Annotated in this window: 21 protein-coding genes and 1 tRNA gene; 12 read left to right on the top strand and 10 right to left on the bottom strand. The window is 65.0% G+C overall.

The features are described from left to right. Window positions 1-642 carry a guanylate kinase gene (gene gmk / locus H7841_14685; protein MEO5338120.1) on the bottom strand — a complete coding sequence of 214 codons (642 nt, stop codon included), beginning with the start codon at window positions 640-642 and terminating at the stop codon, window positions 1-3. 11 nt (window positions 643-653) lie between these two features. Then, window positions 654-1,544 carry a YicC family protein gene (locus tag H7841_14680; GenBank protein ID MEO5338119.1) on the bottom strand — a complete coding sequence of 297 codons (891 nt, stop codon included), beginning with the start codon at window positions 1,542-1,544 and terminating at the stop codon, window positions 654-656. Window positions 1,545-1,587: 43 nt separating this feature from the next. Here H7841_14680 and H7841_14675 point away from each other — a divergent pair, with 43 nt between their 5' ends. Next, a complete protein-coding gene (locus tag H7841_14675) occupies window positions 1,588-2,358 on the top strand; it encodes an SDR family NAD(P)-dependent oxidoreductase (GenBank protein ID MEO5338118.1) in 771 nt (256 codons plus the stop codon). Between the two features lie 38 nt (window positions 2,359-2,396). Here the strand turns inward: H7841_14675 and lpdA are convergent, their stop codons facing one another. From lpdA to mdh, 7 genes are all read right to left on the bottom strand, one after another. Then, entirely contained in the window at window positions 2,397-3,764 is a 1,368-nt protein-coding gene (lpdA, locus tag H7841_14670) for a dihydrolipoyl dehydrogenase (protein ID MEO5338117.1), read from the bottom strand. Then, window positions 3,659-4,975 (bottom strand): 2-oxoglutarate dehydrogenase complex dihydrolipoyllysine-residue succinyltransferase, encoded by a 1,317-nt coding sequence (gene odhB / locus H7841_14665; GenBank protein MEO5338116.1) that lies wholly within the window; start codon window positions 4,973-4,975, stop codon window positions 3,659-3,661. Before odhB ends, lpdA begins: the two co-directional genes overlap by 106 nt. A gap of 18 nt (window positions 4,976-4,993) precedes the next feature. Continuing rightward, on the bottom strand, window positions 4,994-7,912 hold the full coding sequence (locus tag H7841_14660) for a 2-oxoglutarate dehydrogenase E1 component (protein ID MEO5338115.1): 2,919 nt from the start codon (window positions 7,910-7,912) through the stop codon (window positions 4,994-4,996). A 63-nt stretch (window positions 7,913-7,975) separates the two neighbouring features. After that, complete coding sequence (locus H7841_14655) at window positions 7,976-8,389, bottom strand: hemerythrin domain-containing protein (protein ID MEO5338114.1); 414 nt, start codon at window positions 8,387-8,389, stop codon at window positions 7,976-7,978. Between the two features lie 42 nt (window positions 8,390-8,431). Continuing rightward, window positions 8,432-9,307, bottom strand: coding sequence for a succinate--CoA ligase subunit alpha (sucD, locus tag H7841_14650; protein ID MEO5338113.1), 876 nt, complete (start codon window positions 9,305-9,307; stop codon window positions 8,432-8,434). A gap of 1 nt (window position 9,308) precedes the next feature. Next, window positions 9,309-10,505: an ADP-forming succinate--CoA ligase subunit beta gene (sucC, locus tag H7841_14645; GenBank protein MEO5338112.1), complete on the bottom strand. Its 1,197-nt coding sequence runs from the start codon at window positions 10,503-10,505 to the stop codon at window positions 9,309-9,311. Between the two features lie 2 nt (window positions 10,506-10,507). Then, a complete protein-coding gene (gene mdh / locus H7841_14640) occupies window positions 10,508-11,461 on the bottom strand; it encodes a malate dehydrogenase (protein ID MEO5338111.1) in 954 nt (317 codons plus the stop codon). A 377-nt stretch (window positions 11,462-11,838) separates the two neighbouring features. Between mdh and H7841_14635 the strand changes: the two genes are divergently transcribed. Genes H7841_14635 through H7841_14620 form a run of 4 tightly spaced genes read left to right on the top strand, consistent with a single transcriptional unit; the run spans window position 11,839 to window position 14,818 of the window. After that, entirely contained in the window at window positions 11,839-12,681 is an 843-nt protein-coding gene (locus H7841_14635; protein MEO5338110.1) for an ATP-binding protein, read from the top strand. Next, entirely contained in the window at window positions 12,681-13,316 is a 636-nt protein-coding gene (locus H7841_14630; GenBank protein ID MEO5338109.1) for a hypothetical protein, read from the top strand. Before H7841_14635 ends, H7841_14630 begins: the two co-directional genes overlap by 1 nt. Beyond that, window positions 13,309-13,806 carry a hypothetical protein gene (locus tag H7841_14625; GenBank protein ID MEO5338108.1) on the top strand — a complete coding sequence of 166 codons (498 nt, stop codon included), beginning with the start codon at window positions 13,309-13,311 and terminating at the stop codon, window positions 13,804-13,806. Before H7841_14630 ends, H7841_14625 begins: the two co-directional genes overlap by 8 nt. A 7-nt stretch (window positions 13,807-13,813) precedes the next feature. Next, a complete protein-coding gene (locus tag H7841_14620) occupies window positions 13,814-14,818 on the top strand; it encodes a DUF2971 domain-containing protein (GenBank protein ID MEO5338107.1) in 1,005 nt (334 codons plus the stop codon). Window positions 14,819-14,825: 7 nt separating this feature from the next. On the opposite strand, the gene H7841_14615 is transcribed toward H7841_14620, so the two are convergent. After that, the gene (locus H7841_14615) at window positions 14,826-16,070 is read right to left on the bottom strand and encodes a DUF1015 family protein (GenBank protein MEO5338106.1); all 1,245 of its coding nucleotides are present in this window, start codon (window positions 16,068-16,070) and stop codon (window positions 14,826-14,828) included. Window positions 16,071-16,668: 598 nt separating this feature from the next. Here H7841_14615 and H7841_14610 point away from each other — a divergent pair. From H7841_14610 to H7841_14580, 7 genes are all read left to right on the top strand, one after another. Next, the gene (locus H7841_14610) at window positions 16,669-17,772 is read left to right on the top strand and encodes a hypothetical protein (protein MEO5338105.1); all 1,104 of its coding nucleotides are present in this window, start codon (window positions 16,669-16,671) and stop codon (window positions 17,770-17,772) included. Between the two features lie 58 nt (window positions 17,773-17,830). Next, complete coding sequence (locus H7841_14605) at window positions 17,831-18,130, top strand: nucleotidyltransferase family protein (GenBank protein MEO5338104.1); 300 nt, start codon at window positions 17,831-17,833, stop codon at window positions 18,128-18,130. A 70-nt stretch (window positions 18,131-18,200) separates the two neighbouring features. Continuing rightward, a complete protein-coding gene (uvrB, locus tag H7841_14600) occupies window positions 18,201-20,312 on the top strand; it encodes an excinuclease ABC subunit UvrB (GenBank protein MEO5338103.1) in 2,112 nt (703 codons plus the stop codon). Then, on the top strand, window positions 20,309-21,535 hold the full coding sequence (locus H7841_14595) for a D-alanyl-D-alanine carboxypeptidase (GenBank protein ID MEO5338102.1): 1,227 nt from the start codon (window positions 20,309-20,311) through the stop codon (window positions 21,533-21,535). The genes uvrB and H7841_14595 overlap by 4 nt, the downstream gene beginning before the upstream one ends. Window positions 21,536-21,679: 144 nt before the next feature. After that, a complete protein-coding gene (locus H7841_14590; protein MEO5338101.1) occupies window positions 21,680-21,868 on the top strand; it encodes a hypothetical protein in 189 nt (62 codons plus the stop codon). A 108-nt stretch (window positions 21,869-21,976) separates the two neighbouring features. Beyond that, window positions 21,977-22,063 (top strand) — tRNA-Leu (locus tag H7841_14585). A gap of 248 nt (window positions 22,064-22,311) precedes the next feature. After that, window positions 22,312-22,425, top strand: a complete 114-nt coding sequence (locus H7841_14580) for an SAM-dependent methyltransferase (GenBank protein MEO5338100.1) — start codon at window positions 22,312-22,314, stop codon at window positions 22,423-22,425. The last annotated feature ends 129 nt before the right edge of the window (window positions 22,426-22,554 follow it).

Below are 22,554 nucleotides of genomic sequence, written 5' to 3'. Positions count from 1 at the left end.
TCAGCCGCCCTCGCACAGCCGGGTGACGAAGTCGCGGATGCCGACCTGGCGGTCGCGCTTCAGGCGTTCGGCGGTCAGGATGGCCTGGACCTGGGCGACGCTTTCTTCCACCACCCGGTTCACCACGATGTAGTCGTATTCCCGGTAGTGGCTCATTTCCGCCGCCGCCTTGGACATGCGCTTGCGGATGACTTCGTCGGTATCCTGGGCGCGGGCGCGCAGGCGACGTTCCAGTTCGGCATGGCTGGGGGGCAGGATGAAGATGCTGACCAGATCGTCGCGGGCATTGTCCCCCAACTGCTGGGTGCCCTGCCAATCGACGTCGAACAGCACGTCGTGGCCGGCCTGCAGGGCCACTTCCACCGGCTGGCGCGGCGTGCCGTAGAAATTGTCGAACACGCGGGCCTGTTCGAGGAATTCCTTGCCTGCCGCCATGGCATGGAAGCGCTTTTCGTCGATGAAGAAGTAGTCCTTGCCGTCCACCTCGCCCGGACGGGGAGCGCGGGTGGTGGCGGAAACCGACATGCGCAGGTTGGTTTCCCGGGCCAGCAATTCACGGGAAATGGTGCTTTTGCCCGCCCCCGAGGGCGAGGACAGCACCAGCATCAATCCGCGCCTGGAAATGCCTTCCGCCACGTCCATATCCGCTCCCTTCACTCGATGTTCTGGACCTGCTCGCGAAACTGTTCGATGGTCGCCTTCAGGTCAAGGCCGATGCGCGTCAGTTCCACGTCTCCCGACTTGGAGCACAACGTATTGGCCTCGCGGTTGAATTCCTGGCACAGGAAGTCAAGCTTGCGGCCCACCGCCCCGCCCCCGGCCAACAGGCCGCGCGCCTGATCCACGTGGGCGGCCAGGCGGTCCAGTTCCTCGCGCACGTCGGCCTTGCCGGCCAGCAGGGCGATCTCCTGGGCGAGACGTTCCTCGGACAACGGCGGACTGCCCGCCATCAGGTCCTTCAGGCGGGCGAGGAACCGGTCGCGCACCGCCATCGGCTGGGCGGCGGCACAGCCTTCGGAGGCCTTGCGCAAGTCTTCGATGCGGTCCAACAGGCCGTCCAGCACGGCCTTCAGATTGGCGCCCTCGGCGGCCCGCATGGCGGCAAGCGCCTCGAAGGCCCGGTCCAGGTCGACCAGCAGCGCCTTTTCCAGGGCGGCGCGGGCTTCCTCCGAATCCTCTTCCTCGATGGGCTCGACGATGCCGCGCACGGCCAGCAGCCCGTCCAGGGTGGGCGGCGTGGCGTTGGGGACCTTGGTGCGCAGATGGGGCAGCAGGCCCACCAAGCGGTCGAGAAGGTCGGTGTTGATGCGATAGCCCGAGGCTGACTGGATGCGGTGCAGGGTCAAGCCGATATTGATGTTGCCGCGCTGGAAGCGGCCGTTGGCGCGCTCGCGGGCCATGGCTTCCAGGGTATCGAAGCCGGTGGGCAGGCGGCAACGGACCTCGCGGCCCTTGCTGTTGACGCTACGCGCCTCCCAGGTCCAGGAGACATGGCCGTCGTGGCCCTGGATGCGCGAAAAGCCGGTCATGCTGACGATGGACATGGCGGACCTTATACCGCAATCGGGCGTCTGGTATAAGCCTCTCATGAAGACGCCCAAGTCCATCCTCATCACCGGCGCGTCCAGCGGCATCGGCGAGGCCCTGGCGCTCGAATACGCGGCGCCCGGCGTGTTCCTGGCCCTTTCCGGGCGCAGCCGCGAGCGGCTGGAGGCGGTGGCGGAAAGGTGTCGGCGCAAGGGGGCGGAGGTGGATGCCCGCATCGCCGACGTGCGCGACCGCGCCGCCATGGGCGCCTGGGTGGAAGCCATCGAGGCCGCCGGCCACCCTCTCGATCTGGCGATCGCCAACGCGGGCGTCTCGGGCGGCACCAGCGAGGCCGCCGCCGCGGACGAGGAAACGCGGACGCGGGAAATCTTCGCCGTCAACATGGCCGGGGTGCTGAACACCGTCTGGCCGGTCCTGATCCCCATGCGCCGGCGCCGGCGCGGCCAGATCGCCATCGTCAGTTCCATCGCCGGCTACCGGGGCCTGCCCAACGCGCCGGCCTATTCGGCCAGCAAGGCGGCCGTGAAGGCCTATGGGGAGGCCCTGCGCGGCAGCCTCGCCCCCGAAGGCATCCGGGTGTCGGTCATCTGCCCCGGCTACGTGGAAAGCCGCATCACGGCGCAGAACCGCTTTCCCATGCCGTTCTTCATGGATGCCGTCAAGGCGGCCCGCATCATCCGCCGGGGCCTGGCTCGCGACCGGGGCCGCATCACCTTCCCCCGGCCCATGGCCTTGGTCGCCTGGCTGATGATGGTCCTGCCGCCGTCGTGGGTGGACATCGCCCTGACCCGGATGCCGAGGAAGGAGTAGGCCGCGGCCGCAATGGCCGCTCGATACCGGCCAACGAGTCACATATGGATGGCCTTGCCCGAGGCCGCCATCATGGCGGCCTCGCGCACCGCCTCGGCCAGGCCGGGATGGGCATGGCAGGTGAGCGCGATGTCCTCGGCGGCGCCGCCGAATTCCATCACCGATACCGCCTCCTGGATCAGGTCGCCGGCGTTGGGCCCGACGATATGCACGCCCAGCAGCCGGTCGGTCCTGGCATCGGCCAGCACTTTGACGAAGCCTTCCGCATCGCCGTTGGCCAAGGCCCGGCTGTTGGCCGAGAAAGGATACTTGCCGGCCTTGTAGGCGACGCCGTCCCGCTTCAGGGCGTCCTCGCTGCGCCCCACCGAGGCCGCTTCGGGGTGGGTGTAGACCACGCCGGGAATGGTGTTGTAGTCCACATGCGCCTTGCCGCCCGCCAGGATCTCAGCCAGGGCCACGCCTTCGTCTTCCGCCTTGTGGGCCAGCATGGGCCCGCCGATCACGTCGCCGATGGCATGGATGCCGGGAACGTTGGTGCGGAACTGCCTGTCCACCTTGACGAAGCCGCGCGGGTCCATCTCGACGCCCAATTTGTCCAGGCCCAGGCCTTCCGTGTAGGGCCGGCGGCCGATGGCCACCAGCACCACGTCGGCCTTCAGGGCCTCGGCGCCGCCGCCGTCCCTGGGTTCGACGGACAGGGTCACGCCGTCCTTGCCCGCCTTGGCGGATGCCACCTTGTGGGACAGGCGGAACTTGAGACCCTGCTTTTCCAGGCTGCGCTGCATGGTCTTGCGAACGTCCAGGTCCATGCCGGGCAGGATGGTGTCCATGAACTCGACCACGGTGACCTCGGCGCCCAGACGCCGCCAGACCGAGCCCAGTTCCAGGCCGATCACCCCGGCGCCCACCACCACCAGATGGCCGGGCACCGTTTCCAGGGCGAGCGCCCCCGTCGAACTGACGATGCGCCTTTCGTCGATGGCGACGCCCTGCAGCGGCGCCACGTCGGAACCGGTGGCAATCGCGATGTTGCGGCCTTTCAGGGTCTTGTCGCCGACCGTGACCGTGCCGGCATCCTGAAGCGTCGCCGCGCCGACCACGTAGTCGACCTTGTTTTTCTTGAACAGGAACTCGATCCCCTTGGTGAGACCGGAAACCACCGACTGCTTGCGCTTCATCATGGCCGCCAAGTCGAGGACCGGCTTGCCCACCTGTACCCCATGCACCGCCAAACCGTGCGCCGCCATCTCGTAATGGTGGGAGGACTGGAGCAGGGCCTTCGAGGGAATGCAGCCGACGTTCAGGCAGGTACCGCCCAGGGCGCCGCGCTTTTCCACGCAGGCCACCTTGAGTCCCTTCTGCGCCGCCTTGATGGCCGCCACATAGCCGCCCGGCCCGCCGCCCACGCATCCAGCATGATGCGCTGGGGGTTTTCGATGCATTCCTTGACCCGCACCAGGAAGGAGACCGCCTCGCGCCCGTCCACGATACGGTGGTCGTAAGAAAGCGCCAGGTACATCATCGGGCGGGCATGGATGCTGCCGTCGGGCATCACCATCGGCCGCTGCTGAACCTTGTGCATGCCCAGGATGCCCGACTGGGGCGGATTGAGGATCGGCGTCGACATCAAGGAGCCGTAAATGCCGCCGTTGGTGATGGTGAAGGTGCCGCCCGACAGGTCCTCCATGGTAAGCTTGCCGTCGCGGGCGCGCTTGCCGAAATCGGCGATGGCCTTCTCGATGTCGGCGAAGGAAAGCGCATCGCCGTCCTTCAGCACCGGCACCACCAGGCCCTGTTCGGTGCCCACCGCGACGCCGATGTCGTAGTGGTTCTTGTAGACGATCTCGTCGCCCGCGATTTCCGCGTTGACCGCCGGAAATTCGCGCAAGGCCACCACGGCCGCCTTCACGAAGAAGGACATGAAGCCCAGCTTGACGCCGTGCTTCTTGGAAAAGGAGTCCTGCATCTGGGCGCGCAACGCCATCACGGCGGTCATGTCGGCTTCGTTGAAGGTGGTCAGCATGGCCGCCGTGTTCTGCGCTTCCTTGAGGCGCTGGGCGATGCGCTGGCGCAGGCGGGTCATCTTGACCTTTTCCTCGCGCGGGCCGGCCGGCCGGGCCGGATACTGGGCCGGAGCCGGAGCGACCACTACCGGAGCCGAAGCCGGGGCAGGAGCGGGCGCCGCCGCCTTTTCCAGATAGGCCAGCACGTCGCCCTTGGTCAAGCGGCCGTCCTTGCCGGAAGCGGGAATGGCGGACGGGTTCAGGCCGTTCTCGTCGATCAGCTTGCGCACCGCGGGCGAAAGGGGTTCCTCCTCCGCCGGCTCGGGGGCCGGGGCAGGCTCGGCCTTCTTCGGCGCCGGGGCAGCGGCGGCGCCGGCCCCTTCGGCGATGCGGCCCAGCAGGGCCCCCACCGCCACTTCGGCCCCGACCGGAGCCAGGATCTCGGCGAGCACGCCGGCACAGGGCGCGTTGACCTCCACCGTCACCTTGTCGGTTTCCAACTCGACCAGGGGCTGGTCGGCGGCGATGACGTCGCCCGCCGCCTTCAGCCACTTCGCCACGGTCGCCTCGGCTACCGATTCGCCCAGGGAGGGTACCTTGATTTCCGTCGCCATGTCGTCCTCGTCCGTCGTTCAGCGCTCGATGCGCCGGAAGGGTTGCGGGATGGTCTCGAGCGGAGCCTCGAGGGCCTGGCTCAACAGGCCCCCCTGTTCCACCTTGTGGGTCTTCAGCAGGCCGGTGGCCGGCGAAGCCGAGGCCTTGCGCCCGGCATAGACCGGCCGCCGCGCCTTGCCGTCCAGGTCGTCCAGGATGTTCTCGATGCGCGGATAGACGAAGGTCCAATAGCCCATGTTGGCGGGCTCCTCCTGGCACCAGACCACTTCCGCGTTGGGATAGCGGGCGAGCTGCTGCAGGAGGCTTTGGCGCGGCCAGGGATAGAGCTGTTCCATGCGCACGATCGCCACGTCCTTGATGCCCTGGCCCCGGCGCGCCTCCAGCAGGTCGTAGTAGACCTTGCCGGAGCAAAGCACGACGCGCTTGATGTTCTTGTCCAGAACCAAGCGATCCATTTCGGGCAGCACCCGGTGGAATTCGGTGCCCAGCCCCATCAGGCCCAGTTCGGAAACCGCCAGCTTGTGGCGCAACAGGGACTTGGGCGAGAAGATCACCAGCGGCTTGCGGAAGTTCCGCCGCAACTGGCGCCTGAGCGCGTGGAAATATTGGGCCGGGGTGGTCAGGTTGCAGACCTGCATGTTGTCTTCGGCGCAGAGTTGCAGGTAGCGTTCCGGTCGCGCCGAGGAATGCTCGGGCCCCTGGCCCTCGTAGCCGTGCGGCAGCAGCATGACCAAGCCCGACAGGCGCAGCCACTTGGACTCGCCCGACGAGATGAACTGGTCGATAATCATCTGGGCGCCGTTGGCGAAGTCGCCGAACTGGGCTTCCCACAACACCAGGGTCTGCGGGTCGCTCAGCGAATAGCCGTACTCGAAGCCGAGCACGGAGGCTTCCGACAGCGGGCTGTCCAGGACTTCGAAATGGGCCTGGCCGGGCCGGATGTTGTTGAGCGGAATGTAGCGTTCCTCGTTCTCCTGGTCGACCAGCACCGCATGGCGGTGGGAAAAGGTGCCGCGCCCGCAGTCCTGGCCCGACAGGCGGACCGGATTGCCTTCCGTCAGCAGGGTACCGAAAGCCAGGGCCTCGGCGGTGCCCCAGTCGACGCCGTGGCCGGTCTCGATCATCTGGCGCTTGGCTTCGAGTTGACGTGCGATCTTGGCATTGAGGACGAAGTTCTTGGGCGCCTCCGAAATCACCCGTCCCACCTCGCGCAGCAGGTCCATGGGGGCGGCGGTCTCGAACTCGTGCAGTTCCTCCTCGCCGGTCAACTGCACCAGGCCCATCCACTTGCCTTCCAGCCAGTCCGCCTTGTTGGGACGGTAGCTGCGCCCGGCATCGTAGGCTTCGTCCATGCGGGCACGGAAGTCGGCCACGATGCCGTCGGCCTCCTCGCGGGTCAGCACCCCTTCCTCCACCAGTTGGCCGCCGTAGATCCGGCAGGTGGTCGGATGCTTGGCGATGGTCCGGTACATCACCGGGTTGGTGAACATGGGCTCGTCGGCCTCGTTGTGGCCGTGGCGCCGGTAGCAGAACATGTCGATGACCACGTCACGCCCGAATTCCTGGCGGAATTCCATGGCGATGCGGGCCACGTGCACCACCGCTTCCGGATCGTCGCCGTTGACGTGGAAGATGGGCGCCTGGATCGTCTTGGCCACGTCCGACGGATAGGGCGAAGAGCGCGAATACTTGGGCGCCGTGGTGAAACCGATCTGGTTGTTGACGATGATGTGAATGGTGCCGCCGGTCCTGTAGCCCTTCAGTTCCGATAGCCCCAGACATTCGGGCACCAGGCCCTGGCCGGCGAAGGCCGCGTCGCCGTGCAGAAGCACGGCCATGACTTGCTTGTGGCCCATGTCGCCGCGCTGGGTCTGCTTGGCCCGCACCTTGCCCAGCACCACGGGGTCGACCGCTTCCAGGTGGGACGGATTGGCGGTGAGCGACAGATGGACCACGTTGCCGTCGAAGGTCCGATCCGACGAAGTGCCCAGATGGTACTTGACGTCGCCCGACCCCTGGACGTCCTCCGGATTCGCCGGATTGCCCTGGAATTCCGAGATCATCGCCGCATAGGGCTTGTGCATCACGTTGACCAGCACGTTGAGCCGGCCGCGATGCGGCATGCCCAGCACCACCTCCTTGACGCCCAATTGGCCGCCGCGCTTGAGGATCTGCTCCAGCGCCGGGATCAGGGATTCGCCGCCGTCCAGGCCGAAGCGCTTGGTGCCCACGTACTTGACGTGGAGGAACTGCTCGAAGCCTTCCGCTTCCACCAGGCGTTCGTAGATGGCGCGCTTGCCCTTCAGGGTGAATTCGGTGCGGTTGCGCACGCTCTCGATGCGGCGCTGGATCCAGGCCTTCTCGTCCGGGTCCTGGATATGCATGAACTCGACGCCGATGGACCCGCAGTAGGTCCCTTTCAGCACCTTCATGATCTCGCGCAAGGTGGCGCTTTCCAGGCCCAGCACGTGGTCGATGAAGATCGGCCGGTCCATGTCGGCTTCGGCAAAGCCATAGGTCTTCGGGTCCAGTTCCGGATGGTAGGCGTTGCCTTCCAGGCCCAAGGGATCGAAGCGGGCGATCAGGTGGCCGCGCACCCGGTAGCTGCGGATCAGCATCAGGGCACGCAACGAATCCCGCGTCGCGTCGCGGATGCCGCGGGCGGCGGCGCCGGCCGGCTGCAGGGGCGCGGTGCCCCCTGCCAGGTCGGAAAGCGAAGCGCCCGCCGTCGCACGCCCGATCACCGTCCGGTCCGACGGCGCCCAACTGGCGCCCTGCATGTCGTCCAGCAGGGCGCGGGCATCGTCGTGCAGGCCGTCGAAGAAGGAACTCCAACTCGGATCGACGGCGCCGGGGTCGTCCAGGTAGCGGGCGTAGAGTTCCGCCATGAAGGTGGCGTTGGTGCCGGAAAGGAAACTGTCCAGTGTTTCAGCCATGACGATGGTGGGCGGGGATGCGAGTCCCCGCCTTCCCTGGAATGGAGGATGGAAGAGAGGGGCTCAGTGGCGTGCCAAACCGCGTTCCTGGAGGAAGGACTTGAAGTCCATGTCCCCCAGGATGACGTCGTCGACCATGAAGGAAACCAGGCTGTCGAAGCAGTCGCGGATGTCCGCCATGTCGGTCATGTCGCCGCACATCCGGCGCACCGAATGGGCCCGCTGCAACAGGCCCCAGTGGTAGACGCAGTGCTGGGTGAGCCGAGGGAAACCGGCCGCCCTGAGAACCTGTTCCTCGCGGGCGAAGTGGTCGCGGGCCGCCTCGATGAAGTCGTCGAACAGCACCTTGCAGGACTTCAACTCGCCGTTGGTCACGGCATCGTCCAGCTGGTTGACCAGATCGATCAGCTTCTGATGGTCCGCGTCGATGCGGGGATGGCCGATGACGAATGTGTCCAGCAGTTCCACCTTGGCCATCCATATCCCCCATCCTTCGGCGGGCTCCCTCTCCCATATGGCTCAGCCCTTCAGGACTTTCAACATCGTACTGCCGATGGCGGCGGGAGAATCGGCGACGTGGATGCCGGCGCTCCGCATGGCCTCGATCTTGTCGGACGCCGTCCCCTTGCCGCCCGAGATGATGGCCCCGGCATGGCCCATGCGGCGCCCCGGCGGGGCCGTCATGCCGGCGATGAAGCCCACGGTCGGCTTCTTGACCTTGGACCGCTTGAGGAATTCGGCCGCGTCCTCCTCGGCCGAGCCGCCGATCTCGCCGATCATCACGATGGCCTGGGTTTCGGGATCGGCCAGGAACAGGTCCAGGCAATCGACGAAATTTGTGCCGTTGATCGGATCGCCGCCGATGCCGATGCAGGTCGACTGCCCCAGCCCGGCCGCCGTGGTCTGGGCCACCGCCTCGTAGGTGAGAGTGCCCGAGCGGGACACGATGCCCACCTTGCCGCGGGTGTGGATGTGGCCCGGCATGATGCCGATCTTGCATTCGCCCGGAGTGATGATGCCGGGGCAGTTGGGGCCGATCAGGCGGGTGCCGGACCCCTTGAGCGCCCGCTTCACCCGCAGCATGTCCTGGACCGGAATGCCTTCGGTGATGCAGACCGCCAAGGCGACCCCGGCGTCGATGGCTTCCAGGATGGCATCGGCCGCGAAGGGCGGCGGGACGTAGATCACGGAAGCGTTGGCCCCCGTCTTGGCGACCGCGTCCGCCACCGTGTCGAACACCGGCAGATCCAGGTGCCGGGTGCCGCCCTTGCCGGGCGTCACGCCGCCCACCATGCGGGTGCCGTAGGCGATGGCCTGTTCGGAATGGAAGGTCCCCTGGGCGCCGGTGAAGCCCTGGCAGATGACCTTGGTGGTCTTGTCGACGAGCACGGCCATGTTATGCGGCCTCCTTCACGGCCTTGACCACCGTCTCGGCGGCCTGGGCAAGATTGTCGGCGGACAGGATCGGCAGGCCCGACTGGGCCAGGATGCTCTTGCCCAGGTCCACGTTGGTGCCTTCCAGGCGCACCACCAGAGGCACGTTGAGGCTCACCTCCTTGGCCGCGGCCACCACGCCTTCGGCGATCACGTCGCAGCGCATGATGCCGCCGAAGATGTTGACGAGAATCCCTTCCACCTTGGGATCGCGGAGGATGATCTTGAAGGCTTCCGTCACCCGCTCGCGGGTGGCGCCGCCGCCCACGTCCAGGAAGTTGGCCGGCTCGCCGCCGTAGAGCTTGATGATGTCCATGGTCGCCATGGCCAGCCCGGCGCCGTTGACCATGCAACCGATGTTGCCGTCCAGGCGGATGTAGTTGAGATCGTACTTGGCGGCTTCCAGTTCGGCCGGGTCTTCCTCGTCGGCGTCGCGCAGCTCGGCCACCTTCTTGCGACGGAACAGCGCGTTGTCGTCGAAGTTCATCTTGGCGTCCAGGGCGATCACCTCGCCCGCCCCGGTGACCACCAGGGGATTGATCTCCACCAGGCTGGCGTCCAGGCCTGTGAAGGCGTCGTACATGGCCATCATGAACTTGACGGCCGCCCCCACCTGCTTGCCTTCCAGCCCCAGGCCGAAGGCCAGCTTGCGGGCATGGAAGGCCTGCATGCCCATCACCGGGTCGATGGCGACCTTGACGATCTTCTCGGGCGTCTTGCGGGCCACCTCCTCGATCTCCATGCCGCCCTCGGTGGAGGCCATGAAAGTGATGCAGGAGGTGGCGCGGTCGATCAGGGCGCCCAGGTACAGTTCGCGGGCGATGTCGCAGCCTTCCTCGATGTAAAGGCGCTTGACCTCCCTGCCCGCCGGGCCGGTCTGCCTGGTGACCAGCACGTGGCCCAGCATGGCCTTGGCGCTGGCGACCACGTCGTCCACCGACTTGACCACCCGCACGCCGCCCTTGCCGCCGGGATCGTCCTGGAAGCGGCCGGCGCCGCGTCCGCCCGCGTGGATCTGGGACTTCACCACCCAGACCGGGCCGCCCAGATTCCTGGCGGCGGCTTCCGCCTCGGCGGGGGTATAGGCGACCTCGCCCCTGGGGACGGCGACGCCGAATTCGGCCAGCAGCCGCTTGGCCTGGTATTCGTGGATGTTCATGCCTACCCCATCAAGCCCTTGGTGATGTCGATCAGCTTGCGCACCGCGTCGACGGACTTGTCGAACAGCGCCCTTTCCTCGGCGTTCAAGCCGATTTCGACCACCCGCTCGACGCCGCCGGCGCCGATCACCACCGGCACGCCCACGTAGACGCCGCCGACGCCGTATTCCTTGTCGCAGTAGGCGGCGCAGGGCAGGACGCGCTTCTGGTCCTTGAGGAAGGCCTCGGCCATCTGGATGCCGGCGGCGGCCGGGGCGTAGAAGGCGGAACCGGTCTTGAGCAGGCCGACGATCTCGGCGCCGCCGTCGCGGGTGCGCTGGACGATCCCGGCCATGCGTTCGTCGGTGGACCAGCCCATCTTGATGAGATCGGGGACGGGGATGCCGGCGACCATGGAATAGCGCAGCAGGGGCACCATGGTGTCGCCGTGGCCGCCCAGCACGAAGGCGGTGACGTCTTCGACGGAGACCTTGAATTCCTCGGCCAGGAAGTAGCGGAAGCGGGCCGAATCCAGCACGCCGGCCATGCCGACGACCATATGGGGCGGCAGGCCCGAGGCCTCGCGCAGCGCCCAGACCATGGCGTCCAGGGGATTGGTGATGCAGACGACGAAGGCGTCGGGGCAGTTGGCCTTGATGCCCTCGCCCACCGCCTTCATCACTTTCGCGTTGGTGCCGATCAGGTCGTCGCGCGACATGCCGGGCTTCCTGGGAATGCCGGCGGTGACGATGACCACGTCGGCGCCCTTGATGTCGGCATAGTCGTTGGCGCCCTTGAGGGCCACGTTGGAGCCTTCGATGGCGGTCGACTGGGCGAGGTCCAGGGACTTGCCCTGGGGCGTGCCTTCCATGATGTCGAACAGGACGACGTCGCCCAGTTCCTTCAGCGAGACGAGGTGAGCGAGCGTGCCGCCGATCATGCCGGCGCCGATCAGAGCGATCTTCTTGCGAGCCATGAATTCCACCGTGAATTGACGATAAGGACCACGAGCCGCGGCGCGGCCCCATGCCGCACTGCAACATCCCCAAGGAAATAGGTAACGCGAAATCCCCCCTCCGACAAGGGGGGTCTTCGTGTTTTAGTGGCCGCTAAATTATTGGGGGCTAATATGAAAATGGCAATACCGCGCCATGGCCGCCCCGGCGGAGACAGCCAGGAACCCAGGCGGATACACGGCCAGAGAGTTAACGGTATATTTAGACACGTGAATATAATTGAACTTGGTTCATGCATATGGCATAGAGGCATCCGTCACAACATCGTAATCGTCGAGCGGGTATTTCGGTGTAGGGCAGGCTGGATTTTTCCATTCGGTTGCAAGGGGAGGACGGCGTGGCTGACGGACTCGACGGAATGGCTGGAGCGGATCACCACTTGATCGGCAGACGCGAAGCGCCGGTTGATCGAGCCGTGGAAATACTCCTCGGGCGATTGTTTCCCAGGGACGCGGAGGAACGGCGGCTGACGGACCAAGGGCGGATCGGCTTTTTGATCGGGAACACCGGAACCGGCAAGTCCAGCATCGCCGATCAGGTCTTTTCCCATGAGCAGGAGCGGGAAACCGAACACACCATCGACATGAGGTCGCTGCCGGCCAGGATGGGGGGTAATCGCTCCATCGTGGTCTACGACGTTCCGGGGAACCTGAGCCACGCCAGCGGCCACCAGAAGGCCTGGGACGCCATATTCCAGCACAAGGTTTCGGGGCTCATCAACGTCGTCTCCTACGGGTTCAACGAGACGGCCTCGCGAAACTGCCCCTACGCGCCCTATTCCGACGAGGCGAAGGGCATCGTCGATGCTTCTTATCTGGAATGGTTCCGGGCCGACGACGAGGATTTCCTCAGGACATGGCTGGACAGTATGCCGAGCCCCGAGAAGATCAAGTGGCTTGTCATCGCGGTGAACAAGCACGACCTCGTGTATCCGTTCTGGGAAAGAATCAAGATCCACTACGGTGCCGACAGCCGTTACGGCCAAGCCGTCCAAAACAGGCTTCCCAACCTGGAAGAATATCACGTGGTACCGGTGTGGGCTGGCCGGCGCGATGGCGCTGGCCAGAGCTTCAAGGGGCACATCCCCCCCCATTCCGGGACGGTGCCGGACCAGAAGGAAGCCATCAACAATACGTTCCTCGATACGGTCGATGCCTGCCTGAACCGGTGGAGGGCCTGATGAGTTTCCCCGTCGAAAAGGCGAAGGACGGTCCCCAGGCTGGGACGACCGCATCCCAACCGGACAGCGATGTTGGAAACATATCCGTTCTTACATCAAGAATACAGTATGCATCTGGGAAACTGAGTTGGCTTCGGGGGGCGGAAAAAGTTCTGTTTGTCGGGTCGCTTTTTGCTGCAATTGCCATGGCCTTTCATTCGGTTGTATTGATTTATATTGGATGGGTTCGGCTAACAACAGCCTCGCAGGGTGCGGTATTGCCTATAGTTCACATTGTGCCTGATCTTGCTGTCTTGTTGGGTATTGTCTTCGGGATTGCGTTTCCGTTCCTCACCTTCGGCGTCTATCGGGTGCATTCCTTTCTCGAAATGAAAAAGGTGACCGAGCCGACGCGGCAGGCGCTTGCCGCCATCAAGCGTTGCGGTACCAACCTGGCAGCGGAACAGCGGGTACATTTCGAACGGGTTCTGCGCTCGGCCCGGGCGGATTCCGACCTTGCCTATTTCGAAGGGCCGCTCAAGGAGCGATACGACATCGTCATGTCGGCTCTGGTGTTGGTGGGGGTTGGGAACGCCGCGTTGTGGGCCATATCCACCCTCTTTTCGGGACTAGGGCAAGGCGGCTTCCATGGCTGAAAGACGGGCGGATGCGGCAGTCGGCTTGATGAAGGATGCATGGATCTTTCGTGGGCTCATAGCACTCGACATGGTCTTGTATGTGGTCACGGTAGCTTCGGTCATATACTTGGTCGTTCGTGGCCTGGGCGGAAAGCAGGTCATTGAATTGCGGTTTCTTCCCGGTCTCTGGTCCGGGGATTGGCAGTTCGGCGTGATCGGCGGCGTCGTACTCTTTCATATACTGTTCGTCGGCCTGTATCGTTGGCTTCGCCCCACGCTTCTCGACCGCATCCGAAAAGGCCTGATGGCTCTCGAGCTTACGCTATCCGATGACGAGGCGGGCCGGCGGGGGGAAGTGGCCAATATTGAACGCGATGGGATCAGAAGATCGATCGAAGTGGGGCGCAACATCAGAAACCTGTCCACCCCGATGTTCGTGGTCAGGTTTGTCACAGGCGGCTTGGCCATTGTCGTTGATGTAGCCGTATTTTTGGTTCCTAGGTTATAATAATAGAATGAAAAATATGAAAGAAATAACAACATTTATCGATAATAGCGCAAAGAAGTTGCACGATGATCTGGCGTCAATTAGCAATAAAAAGAGCACTCCTCCAAAATCCCTGGTCCATTACGCCCCGCCAGATGTTCTGCATTCCATTCTTGAAGGCGGAGTGCTGTGGGCAACAGATCTTCGATACACCAACGACCTGTCGGAAATATCACATTCCGTCCAGGTGGTTAGCTCAGCATTTAATAACAAAATTACTGCCGACAACAAGCGTAACTGCCGTAAAATCAAGACAAATACATTGGATGGCTTTCTCGCCTGTCCAGTTGCTTTTGTCACGGAGCGCTTTGCCGATTGGATGAATCATTTCGATTATTATTCTGTCAGCTTCTGCGAGACGGAGAGAAAGATATCCCAGTGGCGTGCTTATGCGGCTGACGGAACCGGAGTCGCGCTGAAATTCGACGTTTCCTGGACCGGGAAGGACCAGAACGAAACCGGGGAATGGACACGCATTCGCGTCATGTATGACGACACTCCGCTGGAGGATATTTCCAGGCGGGCCATCGACTTTCTGGAAACTCTTGTGAAATCCAGGGAACTAAAAAACCTACGTAAGGTTCAAAATGCTGAAAAGATTGTGCAATACCTGATTACCACCACCCTCGTCCATCTCGGGCCGTTCATGATGCGGTTCAAACACAACTTCTTTCACGAAGAGGACGAATGGCGGATCGCCCGTGTTTTCGTGAAGGGCGACGAAACGGCGGACATACGCCATCATTCCCGGCGCGGCGTGTTCACCCCCTATATCCCTCTGCCCTACCGATTGCGGATGAAGGATCGTACCAAAGAGGCTGGAGAGGCGGCGAAGGGCGGTCCGGTTCCGGTGCTGACCGAGGTCATCCTCGGCCCCCGTGCCGATTCGCGGAATAAGGACTCGCTCGAGGCGTTTTTCGCCCGCAAGGGGGCCGACGTGAAGGTTCGCCAGCAGTCCGCGCCGCTGAGGTGACCGGCGCCTAAAGCACCAGGGACACCATCCCGTCGGCCAGCTTGGGTTCGAACCAGGTGGACTTGGGCGGCATGACCTGGCCGGCTTCGGCCACTTCCATCAGTTCGTCCATGCTGGTGGGAAAGAGCGCGAAGGCGACCGCCATCTCGCCGGAATCGACCCGCCGTTCCAGTTCCTTCAGCCCCCGCATGCCGCCCACGAAGTCGATGCGCTTGTCGCGGCGGGAATCCAGGATGCCCAGCACCGGTTCCAGCAGGTGGCGGGCCAGCAGGGCCACGTCCAGCCGGTCGGCCGGCGACACCTCCGGCCCCGGTTCCGCCTTGAAGCGCAGCCGCCGCCACGCGCCCCCCAGGTACATCCCGACTTCCCGTCGCGCCGCCGGCTTGGCGGGGCCGTCGGCCTTCTCCACGTCGAAGGCCTCGCCGACCTTGGCGAGGAAGTCCTCCCGGCTCAGGCCGTTCAGGTCGCGGACCACCCGGTTGTAGTCCAGGATCAGCATCTGGTCCTTGGGAAAGGAGACCGTGAGGAAGGATTCCCAGGGCGCCTCGGGGCCCGCGTCCGGATGGGCGGCGCGCAGCCTGGCGGCGACGCGCGATGCCGAGGCGGACCGATGGTGCCCGTCCGCGATATAGAGCGCCGGCATGGCGTCGAAGGCTTCGGTGATGGCCGCGATGTCGGCGTCGGCGTCGATGACCCAGAGGGCATGGCCGATGCCGTCGTCGGCAACCAGGTCGTAGGCCGGGGTTCCGGCGGCGACGCGGGCCAGCACCTCATCCACGGCGGGCGCGGGCGGGTGGGCCAGCAGGACCGGCCCGGTCTGGGCCTTCACCGCCTCGATCTGGCGGACGCGGTCGTCCTCCTTGTCGGGCCGGGTGAATTCGTGCTTGCGGATGCGGTTGGCGTCGTAGGCGGCCACCGAGGCGCCCAGCACCACGCCGGTCTGGACGTGATCGCCCATCTTCAGCCGGTAGACGTAATAGCAGGGCCTGGGATCGCGCCTCAGCACGCCGGCCGCGACCAGGCGGTCCAGGTTCTCGGCCGCCTTGGCGTAGACCTCGGGAGCATGGACGTCGGTGCCGGGCGGCAGGTCGATCTCCGGCTTGGAGACGTGCAGGAAGCTCCAGGGCTTTCCGGACGCCCGCTGGCGGGCCTCGGCGGAATCGAGGACGTCGTAGGGCGGCGCGATGACTTCGGCGGCCCGTTCGGGAACCGGGCGGAGCCCCGCGAAGGGACGGACGAGCGATGTCGGCACGGCGGTCTTCCTTATGCTTTCCGCCGGGGATAGCACGACGAAGGGGCCGGACGGAAGACCCTCCGGCCCGGCCAGGGAAAAGTCCCGACCGCCCGCGCCGCCTTTCCCCCCTCACCCCAACCCCTCTCCCACGAGGGGAGAGGGGCTTTCCGGGCGGTTCGCTCCCCTCCCTCGCCCCTTGTGGGAGAGGGAGGGGCAAGGGGAGGGTGAGGGGTCAAGCCATAATGAGAATTGCGGCCGCCATGCCGTCGACGTTGCCCGACTCCCTCGAGATATTCTATAACGGGCCCATGGTCGTCGATGCGTACTTTTGGAAACTCGTATAGCCATGTCGCGCAATACATTCCTGTTCGCCGCCATCGCCTTCCTTCTTTGGATGGCAACGGCCACCGCCGGGGCCCCGGACCCCGCGGTGGGACGGGGGGAATTCGACGACCTGCGCTCCCGCCATTGGGACACCGACCGCGAGGTCCGGAACCTGGGGCTGCGGAACGCCGAAACCCGCAAGGACCTGGAGTCCCTGAAGGACGACCTGGCCCGCGACCGCGCCCACCAGGACCACCGCTTCGCTGCCCAGGACGGGCGGATCGGGGATTTGATGAACTCGGCCGACTGGCTGGCGATCTTCATCGCCATCGTCTCCGCCGTGGGCCTGTTCGTCGGCTGGCACAGCGCCGGTGAAAAGGCCCGGAAAATCCTGAAGGAATGGATGGACCAGAATGCCAAGGCCGAAGTCGCGGCCTTGGTGGATCAAGCCAAACGTGATCTGCATGACCAACTCGCCGAAGCCCGCGCCCTGATGGAGGAGTTGCGGCGGCATCGCGATAATACCTGGTTGACGGTCGTAGAAATCCAGGCATTCAGAGACCGGCTGGACGGGAGCGAAATCCCTAAGCTATCGCCGGAACAGGAAAGGGACGTCCGCACCTCGGCCACGGCAGCGGCCCAGAAGCCCGATGCAGAAAGGGAGTATTCGGACTGGATATACCTTGCTCTGGAGGCCGAAGGGCTAGACCGATTCGCGGATGCGGCCAATTATTATAAAAAGGCGGCGATGGACCCAGAAATAGATTCGATCAGCGTCCGCCGTGCGTTGTTCAATCAAGCATGGGCGCACGGAAAGAATGGAACCTATAAAGCTGCAATATCCGTCTACAAGGACCTGATCGACCGCTTCGGCGACGCCTCCGAACCGGCGCTCCATGAATGGGTTGCCAAAGCCCTGGTCAATATGGGAGTGGCGGTCGGCAAGACCGAAGGGCCCCAGGCGGCCATTGACGTTTACAGACGAGCCATCGACCGCTTCGGCAGCGCTACCGAACCAGCGCTCCGCGAACAGGTCGCCAGGGCCCGCAATAACAAGGGGTCCCAATTATTTCATTTGGCCAAGAAGGCTTGGCAAGCGAGCGGCCAGAACGACGACGCCCGCAAAAAGTTGGCGGAAGCCCTGGCCGAGGTGGAAGCCGCCCTGGTCGTTCTACCGGACAATTCCATCTACCTCGGCAACAAGGCCTACATCCTATTCCTGCTGGACCGGCGGCAGGAAGCTGAAGCGCCATTGCGCGAGGCGCTGAAATTGGGCGGCGACGCACGACGGCAGGCTAGACTCAAAGAATCCGCCATCGATCCCGTGCCCCCCGACGAGGACTTCACTGCCCTGGTAGACCGGCTGTGGGACGAGCTTCATCCGCCGCCGGCCTGATCCCCCTGCCCGGCAAGGGCGCGACTATGCTATGCTGTCCTTCCGACGGGAGGTTCCGATGCCGGCCAGGCTGTCCATCGACGGAAAGCGGATCGAAGGGTTCTGCAAGGCGCACCATGTGCGACGGCTCGCCTTGTTCGGTTCCGTTCTGCGCGACGACTTCGGGCCCGACAGCGATCTGGACATCCTGGTCGAGTTCGTCCCCGGCCTGGAACCGGGCCTGGAGTTCTTCGCCATGCAGGACGAACTGGCCGATATGCTGGGGCGCCGGGTGGACCTGAACACTCCCGGCTTCCTCAGCCGCCATTTCCGCGACCGGGTCGTCCGCGAGGCCGAGGTCATCTATGAAGCGTCGTGACCCGCCGGCCTGATCCCCCCCCCCGACCCGCCCCTCGCCAACCGGCGCCCGAGCCGCTATATAGCGGCCCATGACGGCGAACCTGTTCATTCCTCCCAGGCGGCCGGCGGCGTCCGGGCGGGCGGCGTTCCGGCTGGCTTCCCCTTTCGCGCCGGCCGGCGACCAGCCGCAGGCCATCGCCGAACTGGCGGCCGGACTGGAAAGGGGCGAGCGCGACCAGGTGCTGCTGGGCGTCACCGGGTCGGGCAAGACCTTCACCGTCGCCCATGTGATCGCCAGGCTGGGCCGCCCCACCCTGGTGCTGGCGCCCAACAAGACGCTGGCCGCCCAGTTGTACGGCGAGATGAAGGCCTTCTTTCCCGACAACGCGGTGGAGTATTTCGTTTCCTACTACGACTACTACCAGCCCGAAGCCTACGTGCCGCGCACCGACACCTATATCGAGAAGGACGCCTCGATCAACGAGCAGATCGACCGCATGCGCCACGCCGCCACCCGGGCCCTGCTGGAACGCGAGGACGTCGTCATCGTCGCCTCGGTGTCCTGCATCTACGGCATCGGGTCGGTGGAAACCTATTCCAAGATGGTGCTGCGCCTGGAAAAGGGCGACGAGGTCGACCGTTCCGCCCTGGTCAAGGGCCTGGTGGAACTGCAGTACAAGCGCAACGACGCCGCCTTCGAACGCGGCACCTTCCGGGTGCGCGGCGACGTGATCGAGATCTTCCCCAGCCATTCCGAGGACCGCGCCTGGCGCCTGTCCCTGTTCGGCGAGGAACTGGAAGCCCTCTGGGAGATCGATTCGCTCACCGGCGAGAAGATCGGCGCCCTGCCCGAGATCGTGGTCTATCCCAACAGCCACTACGTCACGCCGCGCCCGACGCTGCTGCAGGCCATCCCCGGCATCAAGAAGGAATTGAAGGACCAGGTCGACGCCTTCGTCGCCGAAGGCAAGCTGATCGAGGCCCAGCGCCTGCAGGAACGCACCGCCCTGGACCTGGAGATGCTGGAAACCACCGGCTTCTGTTCGGGCATCGAGAACTATTCCCGTTACCTGACCGGCCGCGCCCCCGGCCAGCCGCCCCCCACCCTGTTCGAATACCTGCCGGAAAATTCGCTGCTGGTGGTCGACGAAAGCCACGTCACCGTCGGGCAGTTGGGCGGCATGTCCCGGGGCGACTTCAACCGCAAGAGCACGCTGGCCGACTTCGGCTTCCGCCTGCCGTCCTGCGTCGACAACCGGCCGCTCAAGTTCGAGGAATGGGAGGCCATGCGGCCGCAGACCATCTTCGTTTCCGCCACCCCTGGCCCCTGGGAGATGGAACGCACCGGCGGCGCCTTCGTCGAACAGGTGGTGCGTCCGACGGGCCTCATCGATCCGCTCTGCCTGGTGCGGCCGGTGGAACGCCAGGTGGACGACCTGCTCGCCGAGGTCAAGGCCACCGCCGCCAAGGGCTTGCGGACCCTGGTCACCGTGCTGACCAAGCGCATGGCCGAGGACCTGACCGAATACTTGCACGAACACGGGGTCCGGGTGCGCTACATGCATTCGGACATCGAGACCCTGGAGCGCATCGAGATCATCCGCGACCTGCGCCTGGGCGCCTTCGACGTGCTGGTCGGCATCAACCTGCTGCGCGAAGGGCTCGACATCCCCGAATGCGCCCTGGTCTGCATCCTGGACGCCGACAAGGAAGGATTCCTGCGCTCCAAGACCAGCCTGGTGCAGACCATCGGACGGGCGGCGCGCAACCTGGACGGACGGGTGATCCTCTACGCCGACCGGATGACCGAGTCCCTGCAATACGCCCTGGGCGAGACCTCCAGGCGGCGCGACAGGCAGCAAGCCTACAACGCCGCCCACGGCATCACGCCGGAAAGCGTCAAGACGCGGATCGGCGACGTCTTGCAGTCGGTCTACGAACAGGACTACGTCACCGTGGACACGGGGGCGGCGGGCGATGTCCATTTCGCCGGCAAGGACATGCGCGCCGTGATCGCCGAAATGGAAAAGCGCATGAAGGCGGCGGCGGCCGACCTGGAATTCGAGGAAGCCGCCCGCCTGCGCGACGAAATCCGCCGCCTGGAAGCGGCCGAACTGGGTCTCGCCAAGCCCGGTGTCGCCCCCAACGCCGCCGTCCGGCGCGACGCCGGCAAGCCCAAGGGACGGGGAAGGCGGCGATGACCCGGTGGGGGCTTGTCCTGTCCGTCCTGCTGCTGGCTTGGCCCGCCGCCGCCAAGGAACCGGCCGGGCCGGCCCATCTGGTGGTGGACGCGGGCTCCGGGCGGGTGCTGGCGGCGGAAAATGCCGGCCAGCAACGCCATCCGGCATCTCTGACCAAGCTGATGACCGTCTATCTGGCCTTCGCCGCCGTCGACGAAGGCCGCGCCAAGGCCGATACCCGCATCGCCGTCTCGCCGCGCGCCGCCGGCCAGCAGGGCAGCGTCCTGGGCCTCAAGGCGGGCGGCAGCCTTACCCTCGCCGAAGCGGTGAAGGCGCTGATCGTGCGTTCCGCCAACGACGCCGCCGTGGCCATCGCCGAACATCTGGCCGGCGGCGAGGCCGAGTTCGCCCAACGCATGACCGCCACCGCCCGCCAGTTGGGCATGACCGCCTCCAGCTTCCAGAACGCCACCGGGCTGACCGCGCCGGGACATCTGAGCACGCCCCGCGACATGGCGATCCTCGCCCTGGCCTTGCGCAAGCGCTTTCCCGACCTCTATCCCCTTTTCGCCCAGCGCCAGATGGACTGGGGACGGGGAACGCTGCCGACGGTCAACGGTTTCCTCACCTCCTTTTCCGGGGCCGAGGGGATGAAGACCGGATTCACCTGTCCCGCCGGCTACAACCTGGTCGCCACCGCCCAACGGGGCGGACGACGCCTCGTCGCCGTGGTGATGGGGGCGCCGGGGCGCAAGGAACGCGACGCCGCCATGGCCCGCCTGATGGAAGCCGCCTTCAAGAAAGGCGAGCCCGGCGAGCCGGCCCCCAGCCTGGCCGATCTGCCCAACGGCGGGGCCGTCGTCCCGGATTTGTCGGGCAGCGTCTGCAAGGGCGGCGTGCCCGGCGCCTCGTCGAGCTACGGCGGCAAGCGCAAGGCCCTGCCCAAGGGCTGGGCCCTGGAAGTCGCCTTCGGCCACAGCGAACGCGAAACCCGCCAACGCCTGGGCCAGGCCCAGAAACGCCTGGGCCGGGACGCCGGCGGCGGCAGCCAGGCGGTGGTGCTGCACGCCATGGGCGGCCTGATCGTCTATCGCGGCCTGATCGCCGGCCTGAAGGAGGAAAAGGCTGTGCAGACCTGCCTGGCCGCCCGGGGGCGCGGCGAATGGTGCCTGGTGCTCAATCCCGCCATGCTGGAAGGCGCCCTCGATACCGAACGGCGCCTGATGATGGCCGTCGCCCGCTGACGCCGGCTCATCTCGCACTCGCGAGATCGTGAACGCCTTTGCGGAATCATGGTCTTGCGGAACCTCATAATACGCTTATATTAGGTATAGCTAATTATCGAGGCCCGGATTTTCCGGGACGCCACAACAGAAAGGATACCCCCGATGCTGAAGAACGTTTTCGCGATCGCGCTGACCGCGGCTGCCGTCGCCGTTTCCGGTGTCGCCATGGCCGCCGAGCAGTATGTCATCACCGACTACGAGCGCGTGCTCATCTCGCCGGTGCCCTGCGCCGACGCCAAGAAGGCCATCGACGACGTGGTGATCGACGTTCCGGTCGCGCCGAAGTCCTGACGCCGCCCGGCCAACGGGCCGGATCGGGGCCGCGGGAGAGCATCCCGCGGCCCTTTTTCTTTCCCGCTTGCCACCCCGCCCCCGCCCGGCCTAGGGTTCCCGGCTTGGGCCCGCTTGGCGGAATTGGTAGACGCAACGGACTTAAAATCCGTAGTCCGCAAGGGCGTGCCGGTTCGAGTCCGGCAGCGGGCACCAACTATTTTCAGTGTATCGTGACGCTTCCACGGGGATCGAGCCTCATCTGGCCGGTTGGTATGCCCCTTGAATACGCGGATGCAGGACTCTATTGTTTCCTTACATCCTTACCAGCGGATATCCCCATGCTCGCCCCTGCCGAGATGAGGTCCCGGCTGCCGGGATGATGGCCCCTTGCGGCTGTCCAAGATCGGCGACGACATCAAGGGCCTGGCCAGTTCTTCAGGCCGCGCCCGGTGGTCGATTTCATGGTGAGCCTGCTGGACCCGAGGGAAGGCGAGCTGATTTGCGACCCGGCGGCGGGTACCGGATATAATTATTGCGGGCTGTTCCATTCTAGGTTACACCTCGTAACAGTTTAGAAGTCCTATTAAGACCCAACTTGAACAGTGGAGGGGCGTTTTGGGAGAGGCCCCTATTGAAAATATTGGGTTTTTTGGCCTGAAATCCGGACCTGGCGAAAAATGTAGTGGAACATTTTCTCTGTCGTT

This window comes from Magnetospirillum sp. WYHS-4, assembly GCA_039908345.1.
Taxonomy (GTDB): domain Bacteria; phylum Pseudomonadota; class Alphaproteobacteria; order Rhodospirillales; family GLO-3; genus JAMOBD01.
The sequence above is the reverse complement of the archived record's forward strand: the minus strand, read 5'-3'. Positions and strand labels throughout refer to the sequence as shown.

What these genes read in the sequence shown, in the direction of transcription:
- H7841_14605 (MEO5338104.1), top strand. Translation starts at nt 17,831, where the DNA reads ATGCCGGCCAGGCTGTCCATCGACGGAAAGCGGATCGAAGGGTTCTGC.
- sucD (MEO5338113.1), bottom strand. Translation starts at nt 9,307, where the DNA reads ATGGCCGTGCTCGTCGACAAGACCACCAAGGTCATCTGCCAGGGCTTC.
- mdh (MEO5338111.1), bottom strand. Translation starts at nt 11,461, where the DNA reads ATGGCTCGCAAGAAGATCGCTCTGATCGGCGCCGGCATGATCGGCGGC.
- H7841_14580 (MEO5338100.1), top strand. Translation starts at nt 22,312, where the DNA reads ATGGTGAGCCTGCTGGACCCGAGGGAAGGCGAGCTGATTTGCGACCCG.
- H7841_14595 (MEO5338102.1), top strand. Translation starts at nt 20,309, where the DNA reads ATGACCCGGTGGGGGCTTGTCCTGTCCGTCCTGCTGCTGGCTTGGCCC.
- H7841_14620 (MEO5338107.1), top strand. Translation starts at nt 13,814, where the DNA reads ATGAAAAATATGAAAGAAATAACAACATTTATCGATAATAGCGCAAAG.
- H7841_14675 (MEO5338118.1), top strand. Translation starts at nt 1,588, where the DNA reads ATGAAGACGCCCAAGTCCATCCTCATCACCGGCGCGTCCAGCGGCATC.
- uvrB (MEO5338103.1), top strand. Translation starts at nt 18,201, where the DNA reads ATGACGGCGAACCTGTTCATTCCTCCCAGGCGGCCGGCGGCGTCCGGG.
- sucC (MEO5338112.1), bottom strand. Translation starts at nt 10,505, where the DNA reads ATGAACATCCACGAATACCAGGCCAAGCGGCTGCTGGCCGAATTCGGC.
- H7841_14655 (MEO5338114.1), bottom strand. Translation starts at nt 8,389, where the DNA reads ATGGCCAAGGTGGAACTGCTGGACACATTCGTCATCGGCCATCCCCGC.
- H7841_14610 (MEO5338105.1), top strand. Translation starts at nt 16,669, where the DNA reads ATGAACTCGGCCGACTGGCTGGCGATCTTCATCGCCATCGTCTCCGCC.
- H7841_14590 (MEO5338101.1), top strand. Translation starts at nt 21,680, where the DNA reads ATGCTGAAGAACGTTTTCGCGATCGCGCTGACCGCGGCTGCCGTCGCC.
- odhB (MEO5338116.1), bottom strand. Translation starts at nt 4,975, where the DNA reads ATGGCGACGGAAATCAAGGTACCCTCCCTGGGCGAATCGGTAGCCGAG.
- H7841_14660 (MEO5338115.1), bottom strand. Translation starts at nt 7,912, where the DNA reads ATGGCTGAAACACTGGACAGTTTCCTTTCCGGCACCAACGCCACCTTC.
- gmk (MEO5338120.1), bottom strand. Translation starts at nt 642, where the DNA reads ATGGACGTGGCGGAAGGCATTTCCAGGCGCGGATTGATGCTGGTGCTG.
- H7841_14630 (MEO5338109.1), top strand. Translation starts at nt 12,681, where the DNA reads ATGAGTTTCCCCGTCGAAAAGGCGAAGGACGGTCCCCAGGCTGGGACG.
- H7841_14680 (MEO5338119.1), bottom strand. Translation starts at nt 1,544, where the DNA reads ATGTCCATCGTCAGCATGACCGGCTTTTCGCGCATCCAGGGCCACGAC.
- H7841_14625 (MEO5338108.1), top strand. Translation starts at nt 13,309, where the DNA reads ATGGCTGAAAGACGGGCGGATGCGGCAGTCGGCTTGATGAAGGATGCA.